This is a genomic window from Bradyrhizobium nanningense (assembly GCF_004114535.1).
Lineage (GTDB): Bacteria > Pseudomonadota > Alphaproteobacteria > Rhizobiales > Xanthobacteraceae > Bradyrhizobium > Bradyrhizobium nanningense.
Window position 1 is genome coordinate 50643 of sequence record NZ_LBJC01000018.1, and the last position, 20676, is coordinate 71318.

Sequence of the window (20676 nt, forward strand, 5' to 3'; positions counted from 1 at the left end):
TCTGTCAATAATTGCGAGCGGATTTCATGCGATGTTTTACGCCATCTCGGGTGCGACTATGACGACTGTCCGTGATATCCTAGGAGATAAGGGCCATCGGGTATGGTCTGTCCGTCCCGGCGACAAAGTCTACGACGCAATTAGGATGATGGCCGACAAAGACGTCGGCTCGTTGGTCGTGCTGGACGGCAGCAAAATAGTCGGCATCGTCACGGAACGCCACTACGCTCGCAACGTGTTCTTGAAGGGGCGTGCGTCGCCACAGACGCGAGTCGACGACATCATGGAACGCACCGTCGTATGCGTTGGGCCCGACCAATCAATCGAGGAATGCATGGCGCTCATGACCACGAAGCGCCTGCGTCATCTGCCGGTGACCGAAAATGGCGCGCTGCTCGGCATCGTTTCGATTGGTGACCTGGTCAAGAGCATCATCAGTGATCGGGAATTCGTGATCGAGCAGTTGGAGCACTACATCAGCGGCAGCGCGCGATGATATTCGGCTGAATCCTCAAAACTCTTCAGGGAGTGAGGATTATGCATATGTATGAAACGACGACTGGGATCCGTCGCAAAGATCCAGGCTACACGGGTTTATTCGCCATCATATGCCTGTTCGCATCGATGTGCTTGGCGTGGGCAGTGATGAGAACAAGTCTTGTGAAAACAAGCCTTGAAATGATGAATTCGCCACCTGTAACAACCGGAACTTCGAACGCATCGGTCAACACCGCCGCGAAGCCCTGAGCACCGAGATCGCCAGCCAAAGAGCGTCTAGCGTCAAAGCAATTTCACTGTCTGGGTGATACGTCACGGGTTGTCGCGTTGCTTGTATGGGAGTGCCAATCGTGACTCATATTCCTTCAGATTCTGCATGGTTGCCTGTCTCAATGCCGCCACCTGACGGACAAGACCTCGAAGTCTGTGTGATAGACTACGATGAAATCATTGTTCCGCTACCGTACCCGTGCCGCAGACTCGGGGCCGACTTGGTCGATGTTTCCAACAGAACGCGCATCGACATTCAGCCGACCCATTGGCGCAAATGGACTGAGCATCACGCTAAGGGCGTTTGAGGCTCGTCTTGTCGGAACAGCAGACGCGCCGTGAATCGTTGCTGCCGCGCGCTGACGAAGTGATCAATAAGTCTAGTCCGAATCTGGCCCTTAGCTGAATAAAGTTGGGCCGATTTGGATGTCTACCATTGGCAGTAGACCTGACTTACTCGCCCCAGCCGCTGCTTTAGACCCAAGGTGCATTCAACGTCTGGAGTGATTTCCAGCCTCTGTCCGATCTTCGGATGCTAGCCGGGGAAGTCGCGGAACTCCTTGACGAGATTAAACGGAATTTTCCACCCGGCGCCTCCGTCGCGCATCAGCATCTTGATGTCTTCCGCCCTGTTTTCCTTTCCGGTCTTCGGATCGGTCTCCAGTGTGTGGCCGTTGCTGTCCCAAGGTTTGGTCGCGCTCTTCGAGTAGGAGCCGAGAAAATGCCCGGCTTCATGGGCAGACGTGTTAGGCCCGCGTTGCGAGCTGATAAAGGCAAGGTCCAGCGATCGAGCAAACGAGCCATTGGGGAAGGAGCCATTGGACCGAAGCTTATCGACACAGAAAATGGTTAGGTGGGCGCCCTGAACTTTGTGTTTGGCGAAGAAGCTCTTCAGTTTTTCGACATCGACCACATCGGGAAAGGTCGCAAGACTCGCATCCTTCATGCCGGTCGCGCTGGCGAGCTCCTGTTTGACGGCGGCCTGTGTGTCGTCGATGAAGAGCCAGTCGCTTGGCACCCGCTCGAAGCGGATGTTGGCCTGCGGCTTCCATATATTGTTCATCGTCAGCAGTTCATCTTGCTCGCTGCAGGGTTTCTTGGCGTGAAACGTCGGAGCGCCGCCACTCCCCGGAATCATGACGTTGCGGAACGCCACCTTGATCTTGATCTCCGGCAGCACGACGACATGGAGCTTGGCTTCGATCTTCCGGCCGGCCGACCGGGCCACCACCTCCAGACCGGGAAAGCCAATCGGCTTGATCCGGCCATTGATTTCGAAAAACCGTGCATCGCCATTGAAGGTGGCGGGAAGTGACGCCGCCCTGAGCTGCGGATCGATGTCGGGTGCGGAGAAGGTGTCTCTGGCCTGCATGACGCGTCTAAGAGTATCGGCGCCATCGATCTCCTTGATCCCGAGGGCATGGGCGCTGGGATCGACTTTGAGTTTTCTTCCGGGATCGATCAGCGCCACGATGTTGGAGCCGCCGAACGGCACCACCATGCCTGGCGGGCTGCGGCGCTCATCGATCCCGGAGCGGCGGAAAACCTCTTGGAAAGCGGCCATGTCCGGTTCTCCTGTTCCAGTTCGGACCGTCAACGCGAAATTTTGAACCTTCAGGCGGTCGCTGCGCGGCTGGCGGATGGTTTCCCCGGGCGTGCCGATCCTCGGCCATGATGCCGGCATTCATGAAGCCGACGCGGGTCGAGACATCGGCGGAGGAGGCCATCTCGTGCGTGACCAGCATCGTCATGCCTCCGGCGCTTCTGGCCCCGGTCACCCCTTGGCAGCAACGTACCCATAGAAATTCATAAGAAAGTCCCCAACGGCGAGGGGCTTGACGGCACCGGTCTTTTCCTGCGGATGCGGTATTAAATAGTCTCCATCGCCATACGAGAAGACCTTCGCCTTCACGTACCCGTTCATCACTTGTATCTTCTCGCGCAGCACGACCCAGTGCATCGTAAGTGCGGAGCCTTTATCGGACTGGTCGTCATAGTCGATCATATTGGCGCTTATGAAAAGACATACGCGATATCCGCTGTCGAGCAGCCGGTTGGCTTCGTTTACATCGTCGATGTCTTTGTTGAATCGCGAAATGTTGGTATTCTCGCGCACGTCCCGGTATCCTGCCTTGCGAAACCATTGCTCCATTTCGCTCGGCAGGGTGACACCCGCAAGATCGCTGATCTTGCCTGTGTCGTCGAAATCGAGGAACCAATTCTCCGAATCGCGTATGGAGGCGCATGTCAGCCAGTCGACGTGGTCCAGCGACCAGGGTGGCGTGAAGTTCCTCACATCCTTTCCCGGCTTGATCAGCAGGCGGCCAAGGTTCGCCTGCCCCTTCTGATAGAGATCGATCGCGAAGCGCGCGTAAGACCCTGGCTTGTCGGACGCGTAGCCGAACATCAGGGCGGATGGCCCGCACAGACTTCCCTGATCTTGATTGATGAGGCTCGGCTTCGCAATGCGCCTGAGAATACCTATGCCGACCCGGTGTGGGTCGAGCTTCGGAAAGAACGTCGTCCTCGTATTTTTCAGGAAATCGCAGACCATTTCCGCGGCTAGTTTTTTCTGGTCGGAATTGAGATCGTACGGTCCGATTCCCCGCTTCTCCTTGTATTCTTCTCCGATGAAGAGCGTGATGAGCTTTTTCGAGGTGGGGGAGAGCGTTCTGGAGGTGTTCGCAATGGTGGTCAGGTCGTCCAGCTCGAATGCGGTGACCATGCCGTCTGCGACGGTAGCCCGGATGATGTCAACGACTTCTGCGTAGTCCAGCTTTGAATCGTCGATGAGGCCTTTGCGAAGTGCAGCATCGACCGAAGGAGTCGCGATTGCGTCCCACTGGCCCTTTGGCGGGGCGGGCTTGGCCGCCGCCTTCGTCGACAGTTCAACGAGCCGATTGAATGTCGGGCCGGCAGGCCGAACATAGCCGTCGGGCGTGCCGGGAAAGTTCTTCTTTTGGAAGTACAGAATCGAGTTGTAAAGGCCGTCGCTGGCATGACCGGTCACGACCATCTGTGGTTTGAGCGTGTTCTCGGCGCCGCCGTCGGAAATGGCGATCTTGTTGAGCAGCGAAATGACCAGCTCCTGATCCTTTTTCCAGTTCTGGCAGCTGCGCCCTGTCGTCGCGAACCGTCCGACCTTGTCTTTCAACTGCAGCATATCGCGCCTCCCGGAACGGGAATGCTGCCTCGAACGTCCTGACATGCAGCCGGAGGCAGGCGCTGTGGCAAGTCTTCCCGCTGTAGGGTTGGTCGCCCTTGCCGTCCCTTGTGTTCACTCGCAAGGACAGCGGTCGCCCTGTGGCGGTTCACGAATGAGTTATGTCTTGCCTATCGGGGTAGACCGGAACTCGTCGGCGCACCGCTAGAATGTCGCGAATGGCCGTTAGCTGCTTCTCTGTTTCTACACCCTGACGTCGGCTTGCGGGGTGCGAACGGACCAACGTGGCCGCGGCGCCCGCATGTGGCCCATAGCGGACCAACCGCGGCAGCCTGCCTGACGGCAGCTTTTGACCCAAAGTGGTCGATGTCGAGCTTGTCCCGAGCTATTATCAGCCTAGCTGATCGACCAGTGCAGACCATAGAGCCCATGGTTCGCCTCGATGTACCGGGTCCTCAATTGCAGTGTGCACCATGACGATCTTAGAGGTCGGATCAACGCAAATATACTGGCCCTTGAATCCTAACAACGCGAACTGCCGCCTCTCACCGGGAAACAGCCACAAGAGATAACCGTAGCCAAATCTCTTCGTCGCCACGACCGGTCGCAGATAGTCATCCGAAGCTCGAACGGTGGTCGCATCGATCATCCATTGCGTCGGAACGATCTGCTTGCCATCCCATGCGCCATCATGCGCCAGCAAACGCCCTAGCCGGGCGTAATCGCGCAGAACGGCATTGAAGCCAAAGTGCCCCAGTTCGAATCCCTCTGCGTCTACCAGCCAATTGGCATCCGCTTCCGCGCCGATCGGTTCCCACACTTTCTCGCGCAGATAGTCAGACGCCGACTTGTTGACAGCACCGTGAAGCACCATGGCGAGCACGTCGGCTTCTATGCTCGCGTAGTAAAATCTCGTTCCCGCCGGGGCGACACGCTGATTGAATTGCACAATGCTCTTGACCGTGCCCAACTTTGAGTCCGGGAACGCGATCCCCATGCCGTTCCACAGGCGATTGAGGTCACGCCCTCCGTCTCTTGTTTCACCGAAATCGACGCCTGAGGACATGTGCAGCAGATCGCGAATTGGCGTCCTGCCGTACTCGCTACCCATAAAACCCGGTACATAACTTTCGGGGATATCATCGACCGACTTAATCGCCCCCTCCGAGATGGCGATCCCGATCAACAGTCCGGTTATCGTCTTGACCATCGACTGGGATACGAACCGATCTTGATCAGTTCGCGCGTACTGATAGCCCTCGAAGATAATCTGGTCGTCCTTGGCGATCAGCAGGCCAGTGGCTGGATTGCGCGACATGTAGTCGAGGGGCGAAAACTTGCTTCCCTGAAAATTGTAGTAAACGTCTGCCCTCGAGCACTTGAACTTCCAGGGCGTCACAGCTTGCCTGACGAGCCGCGTTGGATAGATGTGATCGATATGAGTGAATGCGCCGACACGATATTTTGGCTCCCAAGGGTCGCCTTGCCTCCGCGCCTCCGCAATGTCGGGAAGAGGATAACCATCTTTGGCGCCGTAAAGCTCGGCGTTTGGACCTGTTGTTGAGAAAATCGGACCGGCGCAGTCTTGCGTCTCGCCGGGGGAAACTGGTTCTGCGGTTGCGGGAATGGGACCGGCAAACGCACAAGCGACTGTAGCAGCCAGCGATGACACAGCCTTGCGACGGGAATATTGCGGCGCCGACACGACGTCCCCCCAAAGATTCCCGTAAGTAGAGATCAAATTGGGTGGAAACTTCAAGGAGTATGTCTCCTATTGGCCCTTCGCGGAGCTTGGCCTGTGCTTCGTCGATGTCCGCTTTAGAGGTGCGCGCCCTAATACGCCTGCTTCGCGTCGGCCTCTTTGCTGGTCTGGATCAGGTCGAGGCTCTGCTCGATCTTGCCGAGCAGGGTGGACAGCTGCTTGCGCTCCTGCGCGGAGAGACAGGCGAGGATCTCGTCCTCGCGCCGTAGCAATTGCGGAAACAGCTTCTCGTAGAGCGCGCGGCCCTTCGTCGTCAGTTGCAGGCGGAATTCGCGGCGGTCGGCCTGGTTCTCGACCCGCTCGATCAGATCCTCGTTGAGCAGCGTGGTCACTGCGCGGCTGATGGTGGATTTGTGCGTGCGGGTGCATTGCGCGATGTATTGCGCACTGCAGGCATCGTTGCGGAACCCGAGCGTGGCGATCACGCGCCAAGCCGGGATGTCGAGACCGTGCCGGTCCTGATATTCGATCGAGAGCGCCGAACTGACTTCGGCTGCGAGCCGGTTGAGGCGAAACGGCACGAACTTGAACAGATCGAGCCTGGCCTTTCGCCGCACTGAGGCCTCATCGGCCTCGCGCGTCTTCAGTGCGATGTCGCTGGATGTCCTTGCCACGGGGAGCGCTCCGAATTCCAGTTGACGGCCGGCCGGCTCCGGTCCAAAATAGTTGCACGTGAGACTATCTAGCAGATCAGTGCTCTCCTGACCAGAGCCGAGGTTCGAGTATGGCGCAGGCCACCACACTTCAGGTCAAGACGCATCAGGCCAAGACCCAGTTCGGCTATCGCCGCCATCCCGATCAGGATCGCGCCGGCCAAAGCCCGGCCGAGCATCCGGTCGTGGTTGTCGGGGCCGGCCCGGTCGGGCTGTCGCTTGCGATCGATCTCGCCCAACGCGGCCAGCGCGTCGTCCTTCTGGATGACGCCGACCGCATCGGCGAGGGCTCCCGCGCGATCTGCTTCTCGAAGCGCTCGCTGGAATATTGGGACCGGCTCGGCGTCGGTGACCGCATGGTCGCCAAGGGTGTGGTGTGGAGCGTCGGTCGCATCTTCCACGGCGACTCGCAGCTCTATCAGTTCAATCTCTTGCCTGAAGACGGCCACAAGCGGCCGGCCTTCATCAACCTGCAGCAATATTACGCCGAGGCCTATCTGGTCGATCGCATCCAGGATCTGCCCGAGGTCGACCTGCGCTGGCGCAACAAGGTGACGGCGCTGGAGCAGCGCAACGACGGCGTGGCGCTGACGATCGAGACGCCGGAGGGCGCCTACCGCCTGCACGCGCAATACGTCATCGCCTGCGACGGCGCGCGATCTTCGCTGCGGCAGATGGTCGGGGCGGAATTTGCCGGCCAGGTGTTCGAGGACCAGTTCCTGATCGCCGACGTCAAGATGACCGCGGAATTCCCGACCGAACGCTGGTTCTGGTTCGATCCGCCGTTCCATGCCGGCCGCTCCGCGCTGCTGCACCGGCAGCCCGACGACGTCTGGCGCATCGACCTCCAGCTCAATCGCTATGCCGATCCGGTTCTCGAGAAGAAGCCCGAGAATGTGCGGCCGCGGATCGCGCGCATGCTCGGTCACGACAAGTTCGAGTTCGAGTGGATCTCGCTCTACAAATTCCAGTGCCGGCGGATGGATCGCTTCATCCATGGCCGCGTGATCTTCGCCGGCGATTCCGCGCACCAGGTCTCGCCGTTCGGTGCGCGCGGCGCCAATTCGGGGCTCGAGGACGCCGAAAATCTGTCCTGGAAGCTCGATCGCGTGCTGCGCGGCATCTCGCCCGCGAGCCTGCTCGAAAGCTATCATGCCGAGCGCAGCATGGCGGCCGACGAGAACATCCGCGAATCCACCCGTTCGACCGATTTCATGGCGCCGAACTCGCATCAGGAAGCGCGGCTGCGCAAGGCGGTGCTGTCGCTCGCCAAGGAGACCGAGTTCGGCAAACGCATGGTCAATGGCGGGCGGCTGTCGGTGCCGTGCAGCTACGACTCGCCGTTGTCGTCGCCGGACGCGGATGCCTGGTGCGGAGGGCCGTCTCCCGGCTGCTCCATGCTCGATGCGCCGATTGCCGAGCAGGCCTACCTGACGGATGCATTCCGCGACGGTGGAACGGACTTCACCCTGCTGTCGTTCAGCAATGGCGCAGCGATCGATCCGCCCGCTGGCGTCAAGCAGGTCCGGATCGGCGGTGGGAGCGGACTTGCCGATCCCTCAGGCCTTGTCGCGAAGCGCTATGATGCCGAGCCCGGCACGGCCTATCTGCTCAGGCCCGACGGCTATGTCGCGGCGCGCTTCCGCCATCCGACGCGAGAAGCCATCGCTGCGGCGCTGTCCCGCGCCCAAGGTTTGAATTGAAGGCTTGAATCGAGGTTTTGCATGCCGTTGTCCACCAGCTCCAATTTCGTGCGACCTGACGATGCCTTTCGCGCCGTCGTCGAGGCGCATCGCGGCCTCACCGAGGAGCAAAGTGCGGATCTCGATTCGGCGCTGGTGCTGATCCTCGCCAATCATATCGGCGATATCGATGTGCTGCGTGAGGCGATCGGGCTCGCCAGGCGCCGCATGATCGACGGCCAGCAGCAACAACAGCAACAACAATAACCCCCAAGCACTCAAAGCAAAGCTCAAAGGACGAATTGATGGCGAAGAACTTCGCATCCACCGGCGATCTCGCCGAGAAGAAGATCACCTTCTCCGAGATCGGTACCGATCTCTACGCCTTCACCGCCGAGGGCGATCCGAACACGGCCGTGATCGTCGGCGACGACGGCTGCCTGGTGTTCGACGCGCAGGCGACGCCGGCGATGGCGAACAAGGTGATCGAGCGTGTCCGCACCGTCACCGACAAGCCGATCAAATATGTCGTGCTGTCGCACTATCACGCCGTGCGTGTGCTCGGCGCCTCGGCCTATCACGCGCAAGGCATCGTCGCCTCGCAGGAGACCTATCGGCTGATCGAAGAGCGCGGCAAGCAGGATTGGGATTCCGAATATGGCCGCTTTCCGCGCCTGTTCCAGGATGCCCAAAGCATTCCCGGCCTGACCTGGCCGACGCTGACCTTCGAAGGCGAGATGTCGATCTATCTCGGCAAGCGCGAGGTGCGGCTGATGCAGCTCGGCGCCGGCCACACCTCGGGCGACATCGTCGCCTGGGTGCCTGATGCCGAAGTCATGTTCTCCGGCGACCTCATCGAATATCACTCGGCCTGCTATTGCGGCGATGCGCATTTGCGCGAATGGCCGATGACGCTGAACGAGATTCGCAATTTCAATCCCAAGGCGATCGCGCCGGGCCGCGGCGACGCGCTGAAGGGGACGGCGACGGTGCGCGAGGCCATCGCGATGACGCGCGATTTCGTCAGCTCGCTCTATGGTGCCGCCGAAATCTCGGTCGCCAAGGGCCGGACGCTGAAGGAGACGATGGCGGCGACCCGCGAGGTGATGGATCCGAAATTTTCCAGCTTCGCCATCTACGAGCATTGCCTGCCGTTCAACGTGTCGCGCGCCTATGACGAGGCGTCTGGGATCGACGATCCCGTGATCTGGACCGACAAGCGCGACCAGGAAATGTGGGCTGCCTTGCAAGGAGGAGGATAGTCATGAACATCAACACCTCGCCTGATCAGATCATCCGCAGCTCGGCCCAGATCACGCCGGGCTACATGTCCGGCTTCGGCAACAGCTTTGAGACCGAGGCGCTGCCGGGCGCGCTGCCGATCGGCCGCAACTCGCCGCAGCGCTGCGCCTATGGGCTCTATGCCGAGCAGCTCTCCGGTTCGCCCTTCACCGCGCCCCGCGGCACCAATGAGCGCTCCTGGCTCTACCGCATCCGCCCGTCGGTGAAACATTCCGGCCGCTTCGAGAAGGTCGACGCCGGCCTGTGGCGCTCGGCGCCGTGCCATGAATACGATCTGCCGATCGCGCAGATGCGCTGGGATCCGACGCCGCTCCCGAAGGAAGACGCCACCTTCGTCCAGAGCGTGCAGACCATGACGACGGCGGGGGATGTGGACACGCAAGCCGGCATGGCCGCGCACGTCTATCTCATCACCAAGTCGATGGTGGACCAGCACTTCTACAATGCCGACGGCGAGCTGATGTTCGTGCTGCAGCAGGGCAATCTTCGTCTCGTCACCGAGTTCGGCCGCATCGATGCCGAGCCCGGCGAGATCGTGGTGATCCCGCGCGGCGTCAAGTTTCGCGTCGAGATTCCGAACGGGCCGGCGCGCGGCTATCTCTGCGAAAATTACGGCGGCGCGTTCACGCTGCCGGAGCGCGGGCCGATCGGCGCCAATTGCCTCGCCAATGCGCGCGACTTCCTCACCCCGGTCGCGCATTACGAGGACAAGGACACTCCGACCGAGCTCTACGTGAAATGGGGCGGCTCGCTGTTCAAGACGCAGCTCGCCCATTCGCCGATCGACGTGGTTGCCTGGCACGGCAATTACGCACCCTACAAATACGATCTGCGCACCTTCTCGCCGATCGGTGCGATCGGCTTCGATCATCCCGATCCCTCGATCTTCACGGTGCTGACCTCGCCGTCGGAGACCGCGGGCACCGCGAATATCGATTTCGTCATCTTCCCCGAGCGCTGGATGGTGGCCGAGAACACCTTCCGTCCGCCCTGGTATCACATGAACATCATGAGCGAGTTCATGGGCCTGATCTACGGCGTCTACGATGCCAAGCCGCAAGGCTTCGTCCCCGGCGGCATGAGCCTGCACAATTGCATGCTGCCGCACGGCCCCGATCGCGACGCCTTCGAGCACGCCAGCAACGGCGAATTGAAACCGGTGAAGCTGACCGGGACCATGGCCTTCATGTTCGAGACCCGCTACCCGCAACGTGTCACCGCGCATGCCGCGAATTCCTCCACGCTGCAGGATGATTATGCCGATTGCTGGAAGGGCCTCGAGAAGCGGTTCGATCCGAGCAAGCCGTAGCTTTCTCTGCCGTCATTCCGGGGCGCCGCGGAGCGGCGAGCCCGGAATCCATAACCACGATCGTGAGTATGGATTCCGGGCCTGCGCCTTACGGCGCATCCCGAAATGACGAAGGAGAAAGGTTGCCCGATTTCAGACAGGATTCACAAGTGCCCCACCCCAACGACCCCAGCCTCCGCTCCTTCATCGACGTCGATCCTTCTTCCGACTTCCCGATCCAGAACTTGCCCTACGGCGTGTTCTCGACCGCGGCCAATCCAACGCCGCGCGTCGGCGTCGCGATCGGCAGCTACGTGCTCGATCTCTGGGAGCTCGAGCAGGATTCACGGCTCGATGTCGGGCCGCTCGGCGTGTTCTCCGGAGCTTCGCTCAATCCCTTCATGGCGCTGGGGCCAACGGTTTGGGCAAAGACCCGGGCACGGATCAGCGAATTGCTGCGCCACGATCATCCGGAGCTGCGCGACAACGAGGAGCTGCGCAAGCAGGCACTGGTGCCGATGCGCGACGCCAAGCTGCATCTGCCGTTCGCGGTCTCCGGCTACACCGATTTCTATTCGTCGAAAGAACACGCCACCAATGTCGGCGTGATGTTCCGCGGCAAGGACAACGCGCTGCAGCCGAACTGGCTGCATATGCCGATCGCCTATAACGGCCGCGCCTCCACCGTCGTAGTCTCCGGCACGAAGGTGAAGCGTCCGCGCGGACAGCTGAAGCCGCCGAATGTCGAGGTGCCGAGCTTTGCGCCCTGCAAGCGGCTCGATTTCGAGCTGGAGATGGGCGTCGTGATCGGTCAGCCGTCGCCGATGGGCGGCATGCTCAGCGAGCAACAGGCCGAGGAGATGATCTTCGGCTTCGTGCTGCTCAACGACTGGAGCGCGCGCGACATCCAGCAATGGGAATATGTGCCGCTCGGCCCGTTCCTGGCGAAAGCGTTCGCCACCTCGATCAGCCCGTGGGTGGTGACGCGCGAGGCGCTGGAGCCGTTCCGCCTGAAGGGGCCGGAGCAGGAGCCGGTGCCGCTCGATTATCTCAAGCAGACCAAGCCGCAGAACTACGATGTCGAGCTCGACGTCTCCTTGCGGGCCGCCGGCGCCAACGCGCCCGCCAGCATCAGCCGCACCAATTTCAAATACATGTACTGGTCCTCGGTGCAGCAGCTGATGCACCACGCCTCCTCAGGCTGCGCCATGAATGTCGGCGATCTCCTCGGCAGCGGCACCATCTCCGGTCCGGAGAAGAACCAGCGCGGCAGCCTGCTCGAGATCAGCTGGAACGGCACCGAGCCGGTCGAGCTGCCCGGCGGCGCCAGGCGCTCGTTCCTTGAGGACGGCGACAGCCTCGTCATGCGCGGCTGGTGCCAGGGCAACGGTTATCGCGTGGGGTTCGGTGAGGTCGAGGGGACGGTTTTGCCGGCGGAGTAGGGCGCGCCGCCGCCACGACCTCCGTCATTGCGAGCGCAGCGAAGCAATCCAGAATCTCTCCGCGGAGGGATTCTGGATTGCTTCGTCGCAAGGGCTCCTCCCAATGACGTGGAGAGAGCCTACCGCCTCTCTGGCGGCACGTCGCGTATCCGCGCGCAATGCGCCGCGACGTCCTCCACGCTGTATTTCAAATGCACCCGCTTGTCCGACGGCGCTTGCTTCGCTGTGCACACGCCTGGCCGCCATTCCTGCGCGGGGCGGATCGGGCGGGGCGCAAAGCCGCCGCCGCAGTTCGGGCAGACGTTGGACAGTTTCGTCTCGACGCAGTCGGCGCAGAACGTGCATTCGTAGGAGCAGATCCGCGCGTCCGTCGCGTTTGGCGGCAGGTCGCGGTCGCAATATTCGCAGTTCGGTCGCAGCTGGAGAGCCATGGCAAAATCTCCCGGATCCACCGGGATCATCGCAGATCGCGCGCGCGGCGCGAATGACGTAGTTCCCTCGATTTCGGCCGGGCTGATCGCCGTGAGCGGCAGAAGAGATCCTATCTCTTCCACGCCTTCGTCACCGCGGCGATCTCCGCAGGCTCCGGCTCGCGCACCGCCGATGGTGTGCGCGAGAAGCGCGGTGCGGGTCCCGGCTGCTTCACGCCGTGGCGTTCGACGAACACGTTGCGGGCGATCATGTGCGGATGCTTTGTCGCCTCCGACATGGTCAGCACCGGCGCGAAGCAGATGTCGGTGCCCTCCATGATCTTGCACCAATCCTCGCGCGTCTTGCTCTTGAACACCGCCTTGAGCTTCTCCTTCAGCGCCGGCCAGGCCTTGCGGTCCATCTGCGCGTCGAAATCGGCGTCCGTCAGGCCGGCGTGCTGGCGCAGCAGCGCGTAGAACTGCGGCTCGATCGAGCCGATCGAGATGAAATGGCCGCAGGCGCATTCATAGACACCATAGAAATGCGCGCCGCCGTCGAGGAAGTTCTGGTCGCGCCCTTCGGTCCAGCGTCCCATCGTGGTCATGTCGAAGAAGAACGACATCAGCGATGCCGCGCCGTCGCACATCGCAGCGTCGACGACCTGGCCCTTGCCGGATCTTTGCGCTTCCAGGAGCGCTGCGAGCACGCCGACGACGAGATAGAGCGCGCCGCCGCCGAAATCACCGACCAGATTGAGCGGCGGCACCGGCGCTTCCTTCGGTCCGATGGCGGCGAGCGCGCCGGTGATGGAGATGTAATTGATGTCGTGGCCGGCGGCGTTGGCGAGCGGGCCTTCCTGGCCCCAGCCGGTCATGCGGCCGTAGACCAGCTTGGGATTGCGCGCGAGCACGACGTCCGGCCCGAGGCCGAGCCGTTCCATCACGCCGGGACGAAAGCCCTCGACCAGCGCGTCGGCGCTCGCGAGCAGATCGAGCACCTCCGCGATCGCCGTCTTGTCCTTGAGGTCGAGCTCGATCACCTTGCGGCCGCGTCCCGCCACCGACTTCATGCTCTTCTTGGCACCGATCCGGTCGAGCGTGACGACGTCGGCGCCCATGTCCGCCAGCATCATGCAGGCGAACGGGCCGGGCCCGATCCCGGCGAATTCGACGATGCGGAAGCCCGACAGCGGGCCGGAGGTGCGGACGGACGAGGTGGAGGCTGATTGATCGAGCACGTTGTTGTTTCCTCGGGTCGCGGGCGGATGCCGGTGATCCGGCAACCGTCTCTGACATTTCTTTTCTGGGGCGAGTTAATCGGCCGATTAACTTTTCTCGCCTTCGCGTCGGCGAGGCAAGCGGTTTTCATGCCGCATCGGCAAAATAAAACGGCGCGCACCGAAGTGCGCGCCGCGGAAAATTTGTGTCGAGGCGCTGGCCGCGGGATCAGCCCGCAGCAGAAACCGCGCGCTGCGCCATCACCTTGATGAGATTGGCGCGATACTCCGCCGTGCCGTGGATATCGGCCAGCAATCCATTCGCCGAAATCGCCACGCCGTCGATCGCCGACGGCGACCAGTTCGATTTCAGCGCGGCTTCGATCGCGGGCACCCGCATCACGCCGCTCTGCGAGGCGCCTGTGGCGGCCACGCGAACTTCGCCCGACTTGGTCTGCGCGACGAACACCCCGGTCAGCGCGAAGCGCGAGGCCGGGTGCCGCATCTTCTCGTAGCCTGCCTTCGCCGGCACCGGGAATGATACGGCAGTGATGAGCTCGCCGTCTTCGAGCGCCGTGGAGAACAGGCCCTGGAAGAAATCCTCCGCCGCAATCGACCGCTTGTTGGTCTTGACGGTGGCGCCAAGCGCGAGCAGCGCGGCCGGGAAGTCCGCGGCCGGATCGTTGTTGGCGATCGAGCCGCCGATCGTGCCGCGATAGCGCACGGCAGGGTCGCCCAGCACCGAGGTGAGATGGGCGATCGCGGGAATCGCCTTCTTCACATCGGCATTCGTCATGATGTCGTAATAGGTCGTGGCGGCCTTGATGGTCAGCGTGTCGCCCGACAATTCGACGCCCTGCAGCTCCTTGATCTTGCCGAGGTCGATGACGTCGGAGGGGCTTGCGAGGCGCTGCTTCATCACAGGCAGCAGCGTCTGGCCGCCGGCCAGAAACTTCGCTTCGCTGCTCTCGCCGAACAGGCTGACGGCCTCGTCGACCGAGGAGGCGCGATGATAGGTGGTCTGGTACATCTTCGTTCCTCTCTCTTAAGCCGCGTGGATCGTGCGCCACACCCGGTCGGGGGTTGCGGGCATTTCCAGATTGTTCTTGCCGATCGCATCCGTGATCGCGTTGATCACGGCCGCCGACGCCCCGATCGCGCCGGCCTCACCGCAGCCCTTGATGCCCAAGGGATTGCCTGGGCACAGCGTCGTGGTGTGGGACAGGTTGAACGACGGCACATCGTCGGCGCGCGGCATGGCGTAGTCCATGAACGAGGCCGTGACCGGCTGGCCGTTGGCATCGTAGATCGCATGCTCGAGCAGTGCCTGTCCGATGCCTTGGACAAGGCCGCCATGGACCTGGCCCTCGACGATCATCGGGTTGATCAGCCGGCCGAAATCATCGGCCGCGACGAAGTTGACGAAGGAGGTCTTGCCGGTGCCGGGATCGACCTCGACCTCGCAGATATAGGTGCCGGCCGGGAAGGTGAAGTTGGTCGGATCGTAGAAGGCGCTTTCCTTCAGACCCGGCTCCATTCCGTCAGGCAGATTGTGCGCGGTATAGGCCGCGAGCGCGACCATCGGCAGGGCGATCGCCTTGTCGGTGCCGGTCACCTTGAACTCGCCGTTCTCGATAACGATGTCGGCCTCGGAGGCTTCCAGCGCATGGGCTGCAATCTTCTTGGCCTTCGATTCCATCTTCTCCATCGCCTTCAGGATCGCGGTGAGGCCGACGGCCGCCGAGCGCGAGCCGTAGGTGCCCATGCCGAACTGCACCTTGTCGGTGTCGCCATGGACGATCGAGACCTGGCTGACGGGAACGCCGAGGCGCTCCGCGACGAGCTGACAGAATGTGGTCTCATGACCCTGGCCGTGACTGTGCGAGCCCGTGAGGATCTCGATGGTGCCGACCGGATTGACGCGCACCTCGGCCGATTCCCACAGGCCGACGCCGGCACCCAGGCTGCCGACCGCCTTCGACGGCGCGATGCCGCAGGCCTCGATGTAGCAGGACACGCCGATGCCGCGCAGCTTGCCTTGTGACTTTGCTTGCGCCTTGCGGGCGGGGAAGCCGGCATAGTCGATCGCCTTCATCGCGGCATCGAGGGAGGCGTTAAAGTCGCCGGTGTCATAGGCCATGATCACAGGCGTCTGATGCGGGAACTGGGTGATGAAGTTGGTCCGCCGCAGTTCGGCCGGATCGACCTTGAGCTGCCGCGCCGCCGTCTCCATCAACCGTTCGATCAGATAGCTCGCCTCGGGACGGCCTGCGCCACGATAGGCGTCGACCGGCGTGGTGTTGGTGTAGACCCCGATCACCTCGGCATGGATCGCCGGGATGTTGTACTGGCCCGACAGCAGCGTCGCGTAGAGATAGGTCGGCACCGAGGACGAGAACAGCGACATGTAGGCGCCGAAATTGGCGTAGGTCTTGACCTTGAAGCCGGTGATCTTGTTGTTGGCGTCGAACGCCATCTCGGCATGGGTCACATGGTCGCGGCCATGCGCGTCGGTGAGGAAAGCCTCGGTGCGGTCGCCGGTCCATTTCACGGGACGGCCGACCTTCTTGGAGGCCCACAGCGCCACCATCTCCTCGGGATAGATGAAGATCTTCGAGCCGAAGCCGCCGCCGACGTCAGGAGCGATCACGCGCAGCTTGTGCTCGGGCGCGATGTTGTAGAACGCCGACAGAACGAGGCGGGCGACGTGCGGGTTCTGCGACGTCGTATAGAGCGTGAAGTGCTCCTCCGCCGCGTCGTAATCGGCGATCGCCGCCCGCGGCTCCATCGCGTTGGGGGCGAGGCGGTTGTTGGTGACGTCGAGCTTCACCACATTGGCGGCCTTGGCGAAGGCGGCATCGGTGGCGCCCTCGTCGCCGATCACCCAGTCATAGACCTGGTTGCCGGGCGCTTCGGGATGAAGCTGCGGCGCGCCTGATTTGATCGCGGCATGGACGTCGGCGACCGCGGGGAGTTCTTCATAATCGACAACGACTGCTTCCGCGGCATCGCGCGCCAGATTCTTGCTCTCGGCGATCACGACCGCGACGGCTTGCCCGACGAAGCGCACCGTCTCCGGCGCCATCGCCGGCCACGCGCCCATCTTCATCGGGCTGCCGTCCTTGGAGGTGATGGCCCAGCCGCAAATGAGATTGCCGACCTTGTCGTCGACGATCTGCTGTCCGGTGAGCACTGCGACCACGCCGGGCATCTTCAGCGCGGCGGACGAATCGATCTTCTTCACCTTGGCGTGGGCGTGCGGGCTGCGGATGAAATGGGCATGGGTCATGCCCATCAGCTTGATGTCGTCGACGTAGCGGCCCTTGCCGGTGATGAAACGCTTGTCTTCCTTGCGCACGACGCGCGCGCCGATACCTTCAACACCCATGTCTGGTCCTCCCGACCGGAAATTTTATGGCTGCGCTTTCCTTCGAGAGCGGCAGCGGTGATTTGTTCTACCCAGGCGCGCCGCTTTACTCGGCCGCCTGCGAGACCTTCATGCGTCCGGCTGCATCCAGCACGGCCTTGACGATGTTGTGGTAGCCGGTGCAGCGGCAGATGTTGCCTTCCAGCTCGGCGCGGACGGTGGCCTCGTCGAGCTGACCGCCATAGCGGTGCACGATGTCGATCGCCGACATGATCATGCCCGGGGTGCAATAGCCGCACTGCAGGCCATGATTGTCGCGGAAGGCGGCCTGCATCGGGTGCAGCTCGTCGCCCTTGGCGATGCCTTCGATGGTGGTGATGCTGGCGCCATCGGCCTGACCCGCCAGCATGGTGCAGGATTTCACCGCCTTGCCATCCATATGCACCACGCAGGCGCCGCACTGGCTGGTGTCGCAGCCGACATGGGTCCCGGTGAGGTTGAGGTGATCGCGCAGAAGCTGGACCAGCAGCGTGCGGTCCTCGACGTCGACAGCAACGGCCTTGCCGTTCACCGTCAGTTTGACTGTAGACACGTGAAGTCCTCCCAAAGTGATTTTGATTGGTTCTAATTAGAGACAGCGCAACGGAACTTTGCAACTGGCATTTTGGTGACCTCGCGTCATGGAAAGGTCATCGTGGCGGCCGTTGTGGCGCGCGATTCGATCATGGTCCTCCAGGCCGTCGCCAACACGTGGCGCAGCCGCAAGGTGAGGTTTGGAAAGTTCGGCGTCGCGTCCGCAGGCAATGGCGCAGCGTCGACGCCCGTATCGCCGCCATTCGCGCTCGAGTTCAGCCTTGTCGCACGTTGCCTCCCCTGGATGTCTTGTTCCTTGGCGTGAATAGGAGCACGAGCCCGCGGCTTTGCAATCGCGATCTTGGTAGTACGCGGCGGGACGCTAAGTCATTGATTTTACTCGGGCGTCGAGCGTCGCGGCCCCGTCGCTCGCGCCCCGTCGGCCTGCCTCATACTTCCTGGCGATTGATCGACGGTGGGTGCCGCCTTATCCGCGCTGAACAAACACAATTGAGGGTGGAAGCGATGCAAATGAACGACAGCCAGCGCATCCCGGCGTCGAAAGCGAAGGTCTGGGCCGCGCTCAACGATCCCGAGATTCTGAGGCGCTGCATTCCCGGTTGCCAATCGCTCGAGATGGCGTCGCCCACGGAGATGACGGCAATTGTGGTGCTGAAGGTCGGTCCGGTGAAGGCGACGTTCAGCGGCAAGGTCACGCTGACCGATATCGATGCACCCAACGGCTACCGCATCGTCGGCGAGGGCGCCGGCGGCGTCGCCGGCTTTGCCAAGGGCGGGGCGACGGTCCGGCTGGAGGAAGAATCGCCCGACGTCACCATCCTGCACTACGAGGCCGACGCGCAGATCGGCGGCAAGCTCGCGCAGCTCGGCGCGCGGTTGATCGATTCGACGTCGCGAAAACTTGCCGCGAACTTCTTCGAGAACTTCGCGGCTGTGGTAGCGCCATCATCGTGGCCGATGCGCGATACTGCCTGAATTCGATGACGCATTTCGAGCTGCAAAATAAGGGCAAGACGCTAGGCGGGACAACGAGATGAGCGGCGAGCGTCGCCAATGATTTGCACTACTACCTTCCGCCTATACTAAGCGCGAAACGCCGATGCTGTAATTTCGAACGATGGCTCGCAGACGAACTGCGCATCACGGGCGCAACGCGCTCAGGCGTCCAACGTGGCGTGCACAACAACATCGTGGAGGGAATACATGACCTTTGGAACGAAGGGATTCTTGGCTGGCATCTCGATGATTGCGATGCTCGCCGCCGTTACGTCAGGCGTTCGCGCCAACGACTCGCTGATCAAGGCGCAATCCGATTCAAACCAGTGGGCCGTTGCCGGCCACGACTACGGCAATACGCGTTACAGCCCGCTCAAGCAGATCAATACCGAGAACGCCGGCAAGCTGACGCTCGCCTATTCGTTCTCGCTGGCGTCGTTGCGCTCGAATGAGTCCTCGCCGATCGTCGTCGGCAACACGCTGTACGTGTCGAGCTCCTGGGGGCCGAAATACGTCTACGCGCTCGATGCCGCAACCGGGGCGCGGAAGTGGACCTGGGAGCCCGAGATTCCCGAGGACGTGCTGCAACATGCCTGCTGCGACGTGAACAATCGCGGCGTCTCCTATGCGGATGGAAAGATCTTTGTCGGCCGTCTCGACGGCAAGCTGACCGCGCTCGATGCCGCAACCGGCAAGGCGCTGTGGACGACCAAGGTCGTCGATTACAAGCAAGGCTCGGTCATCACCTCGCCTCCGCTGGTCGTGCGCGACAAGGTCATCACCGGTTTCGGCGGCGGCGAGTACGGCGTGCGCGGTTCGCTCCAGGCCTTCGACATCAACACCGGCAAGCAATTGTGGCAGACCTTCACGGTTCCCAGCCCGGACGAGCCCGGCGGCGACACCTGGAAGGGCGATTCCGCCCAGCATGGCGGCGGCGCGGCCTGGCTGGTCGGCTCCTATGATCCGAAGACCGACACCGTCTATTGGGGCACCAGCAATCCCGGTCCGTGGAACACCGGCGTCCGCTCCACCGGCGACGGCAATTTCGGCAAGCTGACCAACCTCTACACCGCCTCGACGCTCGCGCTCGATCCCAACACCGGCAAGATCAAGTGGCACATCCAGACCACGCCGGCCGATGCCTGGGACTATGACGGCGTCAACGAGGCCGTGCTCGCGGATCTGAAGATCGGCGGCAACACCGTTCCGGCGCTGATGAAGGCGGATCGCAACGGCTACTTCTTCGTCGCCAACCGCGAGACCGGCAAGGTGCTCTCGGCGGAGAAATACGTCTTCTCCAACTGGGCCAAGAAGTGGGACGTCGCCACGATGCGCGCGGTCGAGGATCCCGACAAGCGTCCCGGACCGAACCATCCCGCCAAGGACATCTGCCCGAACCTGATCGGCGGCAAGAACTGGCAGCCGATGTCCTTCAATCCGCAGACCGGGCTCGTCTACATCCCCTCGAACAATGTCTGCATGGACTGGTCGGTCTCCGACGTCTCCTACAAGCGCGGCGTGTTCTATCTCGGCGCCGAATTCCCCACCAAGGAAGGCCCCGGCGGCTTCCTCGGCGAACTCGTGGCCTGGGATCCGATCGCCCAGAAGAAGGTCTGGTCGATCAAGGAAGACCTGCCGTTCAACGGCGGCACCCTGACCACCGGCGGCGGCCTCGTGTTCGCCGGCAACATTCACGGCGACTTCCGTGCCATCGATGCGAAGTCCGGCAAGGTGCTGTGGAGCAAGAATCTCGGCTCCGGCATCGGCGCGGGCCCGGTGACCTACAGTGTCGACGGCAAGCAATACATCGCCATCGTCGTCGGCCGCACGGCAGCACTGCCCGCGTTCCTGGGCGAGGTTGGGAAGAAGATGACGGCCGCAGCCCCCGAGGGCGGTTCGCTCTTCGTGTTCTCCGTCCAGTGACGACTCGCGCGCGTATCCCGAAGGAGACGGGATACGCGCGTGCTTTGTCGACACGCGCGGCGACGGTCTGATCCTGTGCCGCACCGCTTGGTTCACCAATTCCCAACTA

18 protein-coding genes are annotated in these 20676 nt (G+C 62.1%); 8 read left to right on the forward strand and 10 right to left on the reverse strand.

From position 1 onward, the window contains the following. Positions 1-58 precede the first annotated feature (58 nt). The gene (locus XH84_RS11410) at positions 59-496 is read left to right on the forward strand and encodes a CBS domain-containing protein (RefSeq protein WP_128917930.1); all 438 of its coding nucleotides are present in this window, start codon (positions 59-61) and stop codon (positions 494-496) included. 88 nt (positions 497-584) lie between these two features. Here XH84_RS11410 and XH84_RS11415 read toward each other — a convergent pair whose 3' ends face one another. From XH84_RS11415 to XH84_RS11440, 5 genes are all read right to left on the reverse strand, one after another. After that, positions 585-767 carry a hypothetical protein gene (locus XH84_RS11415; protein WP_128917927.1) on the reverse strand — a complete coding sequence of 61 codons (183 nt, stop codon included), beginning with the start codon at positions 765-767 and terminating at the stop codon, positions 585-587. Between the two features lie 536 nt (positions 768-1303). Continuing rightward, the gene (locus XH84_RS11425) at positions 1304-2332 is read right to left on the reverse strand and encodes a hypothetical protein (protein ID WP_128917929.1); all 1029 of its coding nucleotides are present in this window, start codon (positions 2330-2332) and stop codon (positions 1304-1306) included. A gap of 210 nt (positions 2333-2542) precedes the next feature. Beyond that, the gene (locus tag XH84_RS40715) at positions 2543-3931 is read right to left on the reverse strand and encodes a hypothetical protein (RefSeq protein WP_210246774.1); all 1389 of its coding nucleotides are present in this window, start codon (positions 3929-3931) and stop codon (positions 2543-2545) included. Positions 3932-4322: 391 nt separating this feature from the next. After that, positions 4323-5690 carry a serine hydrolase domain-containing protein gene (locus tag XH84_RS11435; RefSeq protein WP_128917925.1) on the reverse strand — a complete coding sequence of 456 codons (1368 nt, stop codon included), beginning with the start codon at positions 5688-5690 and terminating at the stop codon, positions 4323-4325. A 74-nt stretch (positions 5691-5764) separates the two neighbouring features. Further along, positions 5765-6307 carry a MarR family winged helix-turn-helix transcriptional regulator gene (locus XH84_RS11440; protein WP_128917924.1) on the reverse strand — a complete coding sequence of 181 codons (543 nt, stop codon included), beginning with the start codon at positions 6305-6307 and terminating at the stop codon, positions 5765-5767. A 110-nt stretch (positions 6308-6417) separates the two neighbouring features. On the opposite strand from XH84_RS11440, the gene XH84_RS11445 reads away from it, so the two are divergent. The 5 genes from XH84_RS11445 (at position 6418) to fahA (ending at position 12060) form a co-directional block, all read left to right on the forward strand. Then, entirely contained in the window at positions 6418-8049 is a 1632-nt protein-coding gene (locus XH84_RS11445) for an FAD-dependent oxidoreductase (protein WP_128917923.1), read from the forward strand. Positions 8050-8070: 21 nt separating this feature from the next. After that, entirely contained in the window at positions 8071-8295 is a 225-nt protein-coding gene (locus XH84_RS11450) for a DUF2783 domain-containing protein (protein ID WP_128917922.1), read from the forward strand. Between the two features lie 38 nt (positions 8296-8333). Beyond that, the gene (locus XH84_RS11455) at positions 8334-9290 is read left to right on the forward strand and encodes an MBL fold metallo-hydrolase (RefSeq protein WP_128917921.1); all 957 of its coding nucleotides are present in this window, start codon (positions 8334-8336) and stop codon (positions 9288-9290) included. A 2-nt stretch (positions 9291-9292) separates the two neighbouring features. Beyond that, positions 9293-10639: a homogentisate 1,2-dioxygenase gene (hmgA, locus tag XH84_RS11460; protein WP_164936057.1), complete on the forward strand. Its 1347-nt coding sequence runs from the start codon at positions 9293-9295 to the stop codon at positions 10637-10639. A gap of 149 nt (positions 10640-10788) precedes the next feature. Then, on the forward strand, positions 10789-12060 hold the full coding sequence (gene fahA / locus XH84_RS11465) for a fumarylacetoacetase (protein ID WP_128917919.1): 1272 nt from the start codon (positions 10789-10791) through the stop codon (positions 12058-12060). A gap of 119 nt (positions 12061-12179) precedes the next feature. Here the strand turns inward: fahA and XH84_RS11470 are convergent, their stop codons facing one another. The 5 genes from XH84_RS11470 to XH84_RS11490 form a co-directional block, all read right to left on the reverse strand. Then, a complete protein-coding gene (locus tag XH84_RS11470) occupies positions 12180-12491 on the reverse strand; it encodes a DUF1272 domain-containing protein (RefSeq protein ID WP_128917918.1) in 312 nt (103 codons plus the stop codon). 110 nt (positions 12492-12601) lie between these two features. Further along, entirely contained in the window at positions 12602-13708 is a 1107-nt protein-coding gene (locus XH84_RS11475) for a CaiB/BaiF CoA transferase family protein (RefSeq protein ID WP_128917917.1), read from the reverse strand. A gap of 208 nt (positions 13709-13916) precedes the next feature. After that, on the reverse strand, positions 13917-14717 hold the full coding sequence (locus XH84_RS11480) for an FAD binding domain-containing protein (protein ID WP_128917916.1): 801 nt from the start codon (positions 14715-14717) through the stop codon (positions 13917-13919). A gap of 15 nt (positions 14718-14732) precedes the next feature. Next, positions 14733-17075 carry a xanthine dehydrogenase family protein molybdopterin-binding subunit gene (locus tag XH84_RS11485; RefSeq protein ID WP_128917915.1) on the reverse strand — a complete coding sequence of 781 codons (2343 nt, stop codon included), beginning with the start codon at positions 17073-17075 and terminating at the stop codon, positions 14733-14735. 85 nt (positions 17076-17160) lie between these two features. Beyond that, positions 17161-17646, reverse strand: coding sequence for a (2Fe-2S)-binding protein (locus XH84_RS11490; protein WP_128917914.1), 486 nt, complete (start codon positions 17644-17646; stop codon positions 17161-17163). A 506-nt stretch (positions 17647-18152) separates the two neighbouring features. Here XH84_RS11490 and XH84_RS11495 point away from each other — a divergent pair. Both XH84_RS11495 and XH84_RS11500 read left to right on the forward strand, forming a co-directional pair. Beyond that, a complete protein-coding gene (locus XH84_RS11495) occupies positions 18153-18623 on the forward strand; it encodes an SRPBCC family protein (protein WP_128917913.1) in 471 nt (156 codons plus the stop codon). 228 nt (positions 18624-18851) lie between these two features. Beyond that, complete coding sequence (locus XH84_RS11500) at positions 18852-20567, forward strand: PQQ-dependent methanol/ethanol family dehydrogenase (RefSeq protein WP_245471701.1); 1716 nt, start codon at positions 18852-18854, stop codon at positions 20565-20567. Positions 20568-20676: the final 109 nt, after the last annotated feature.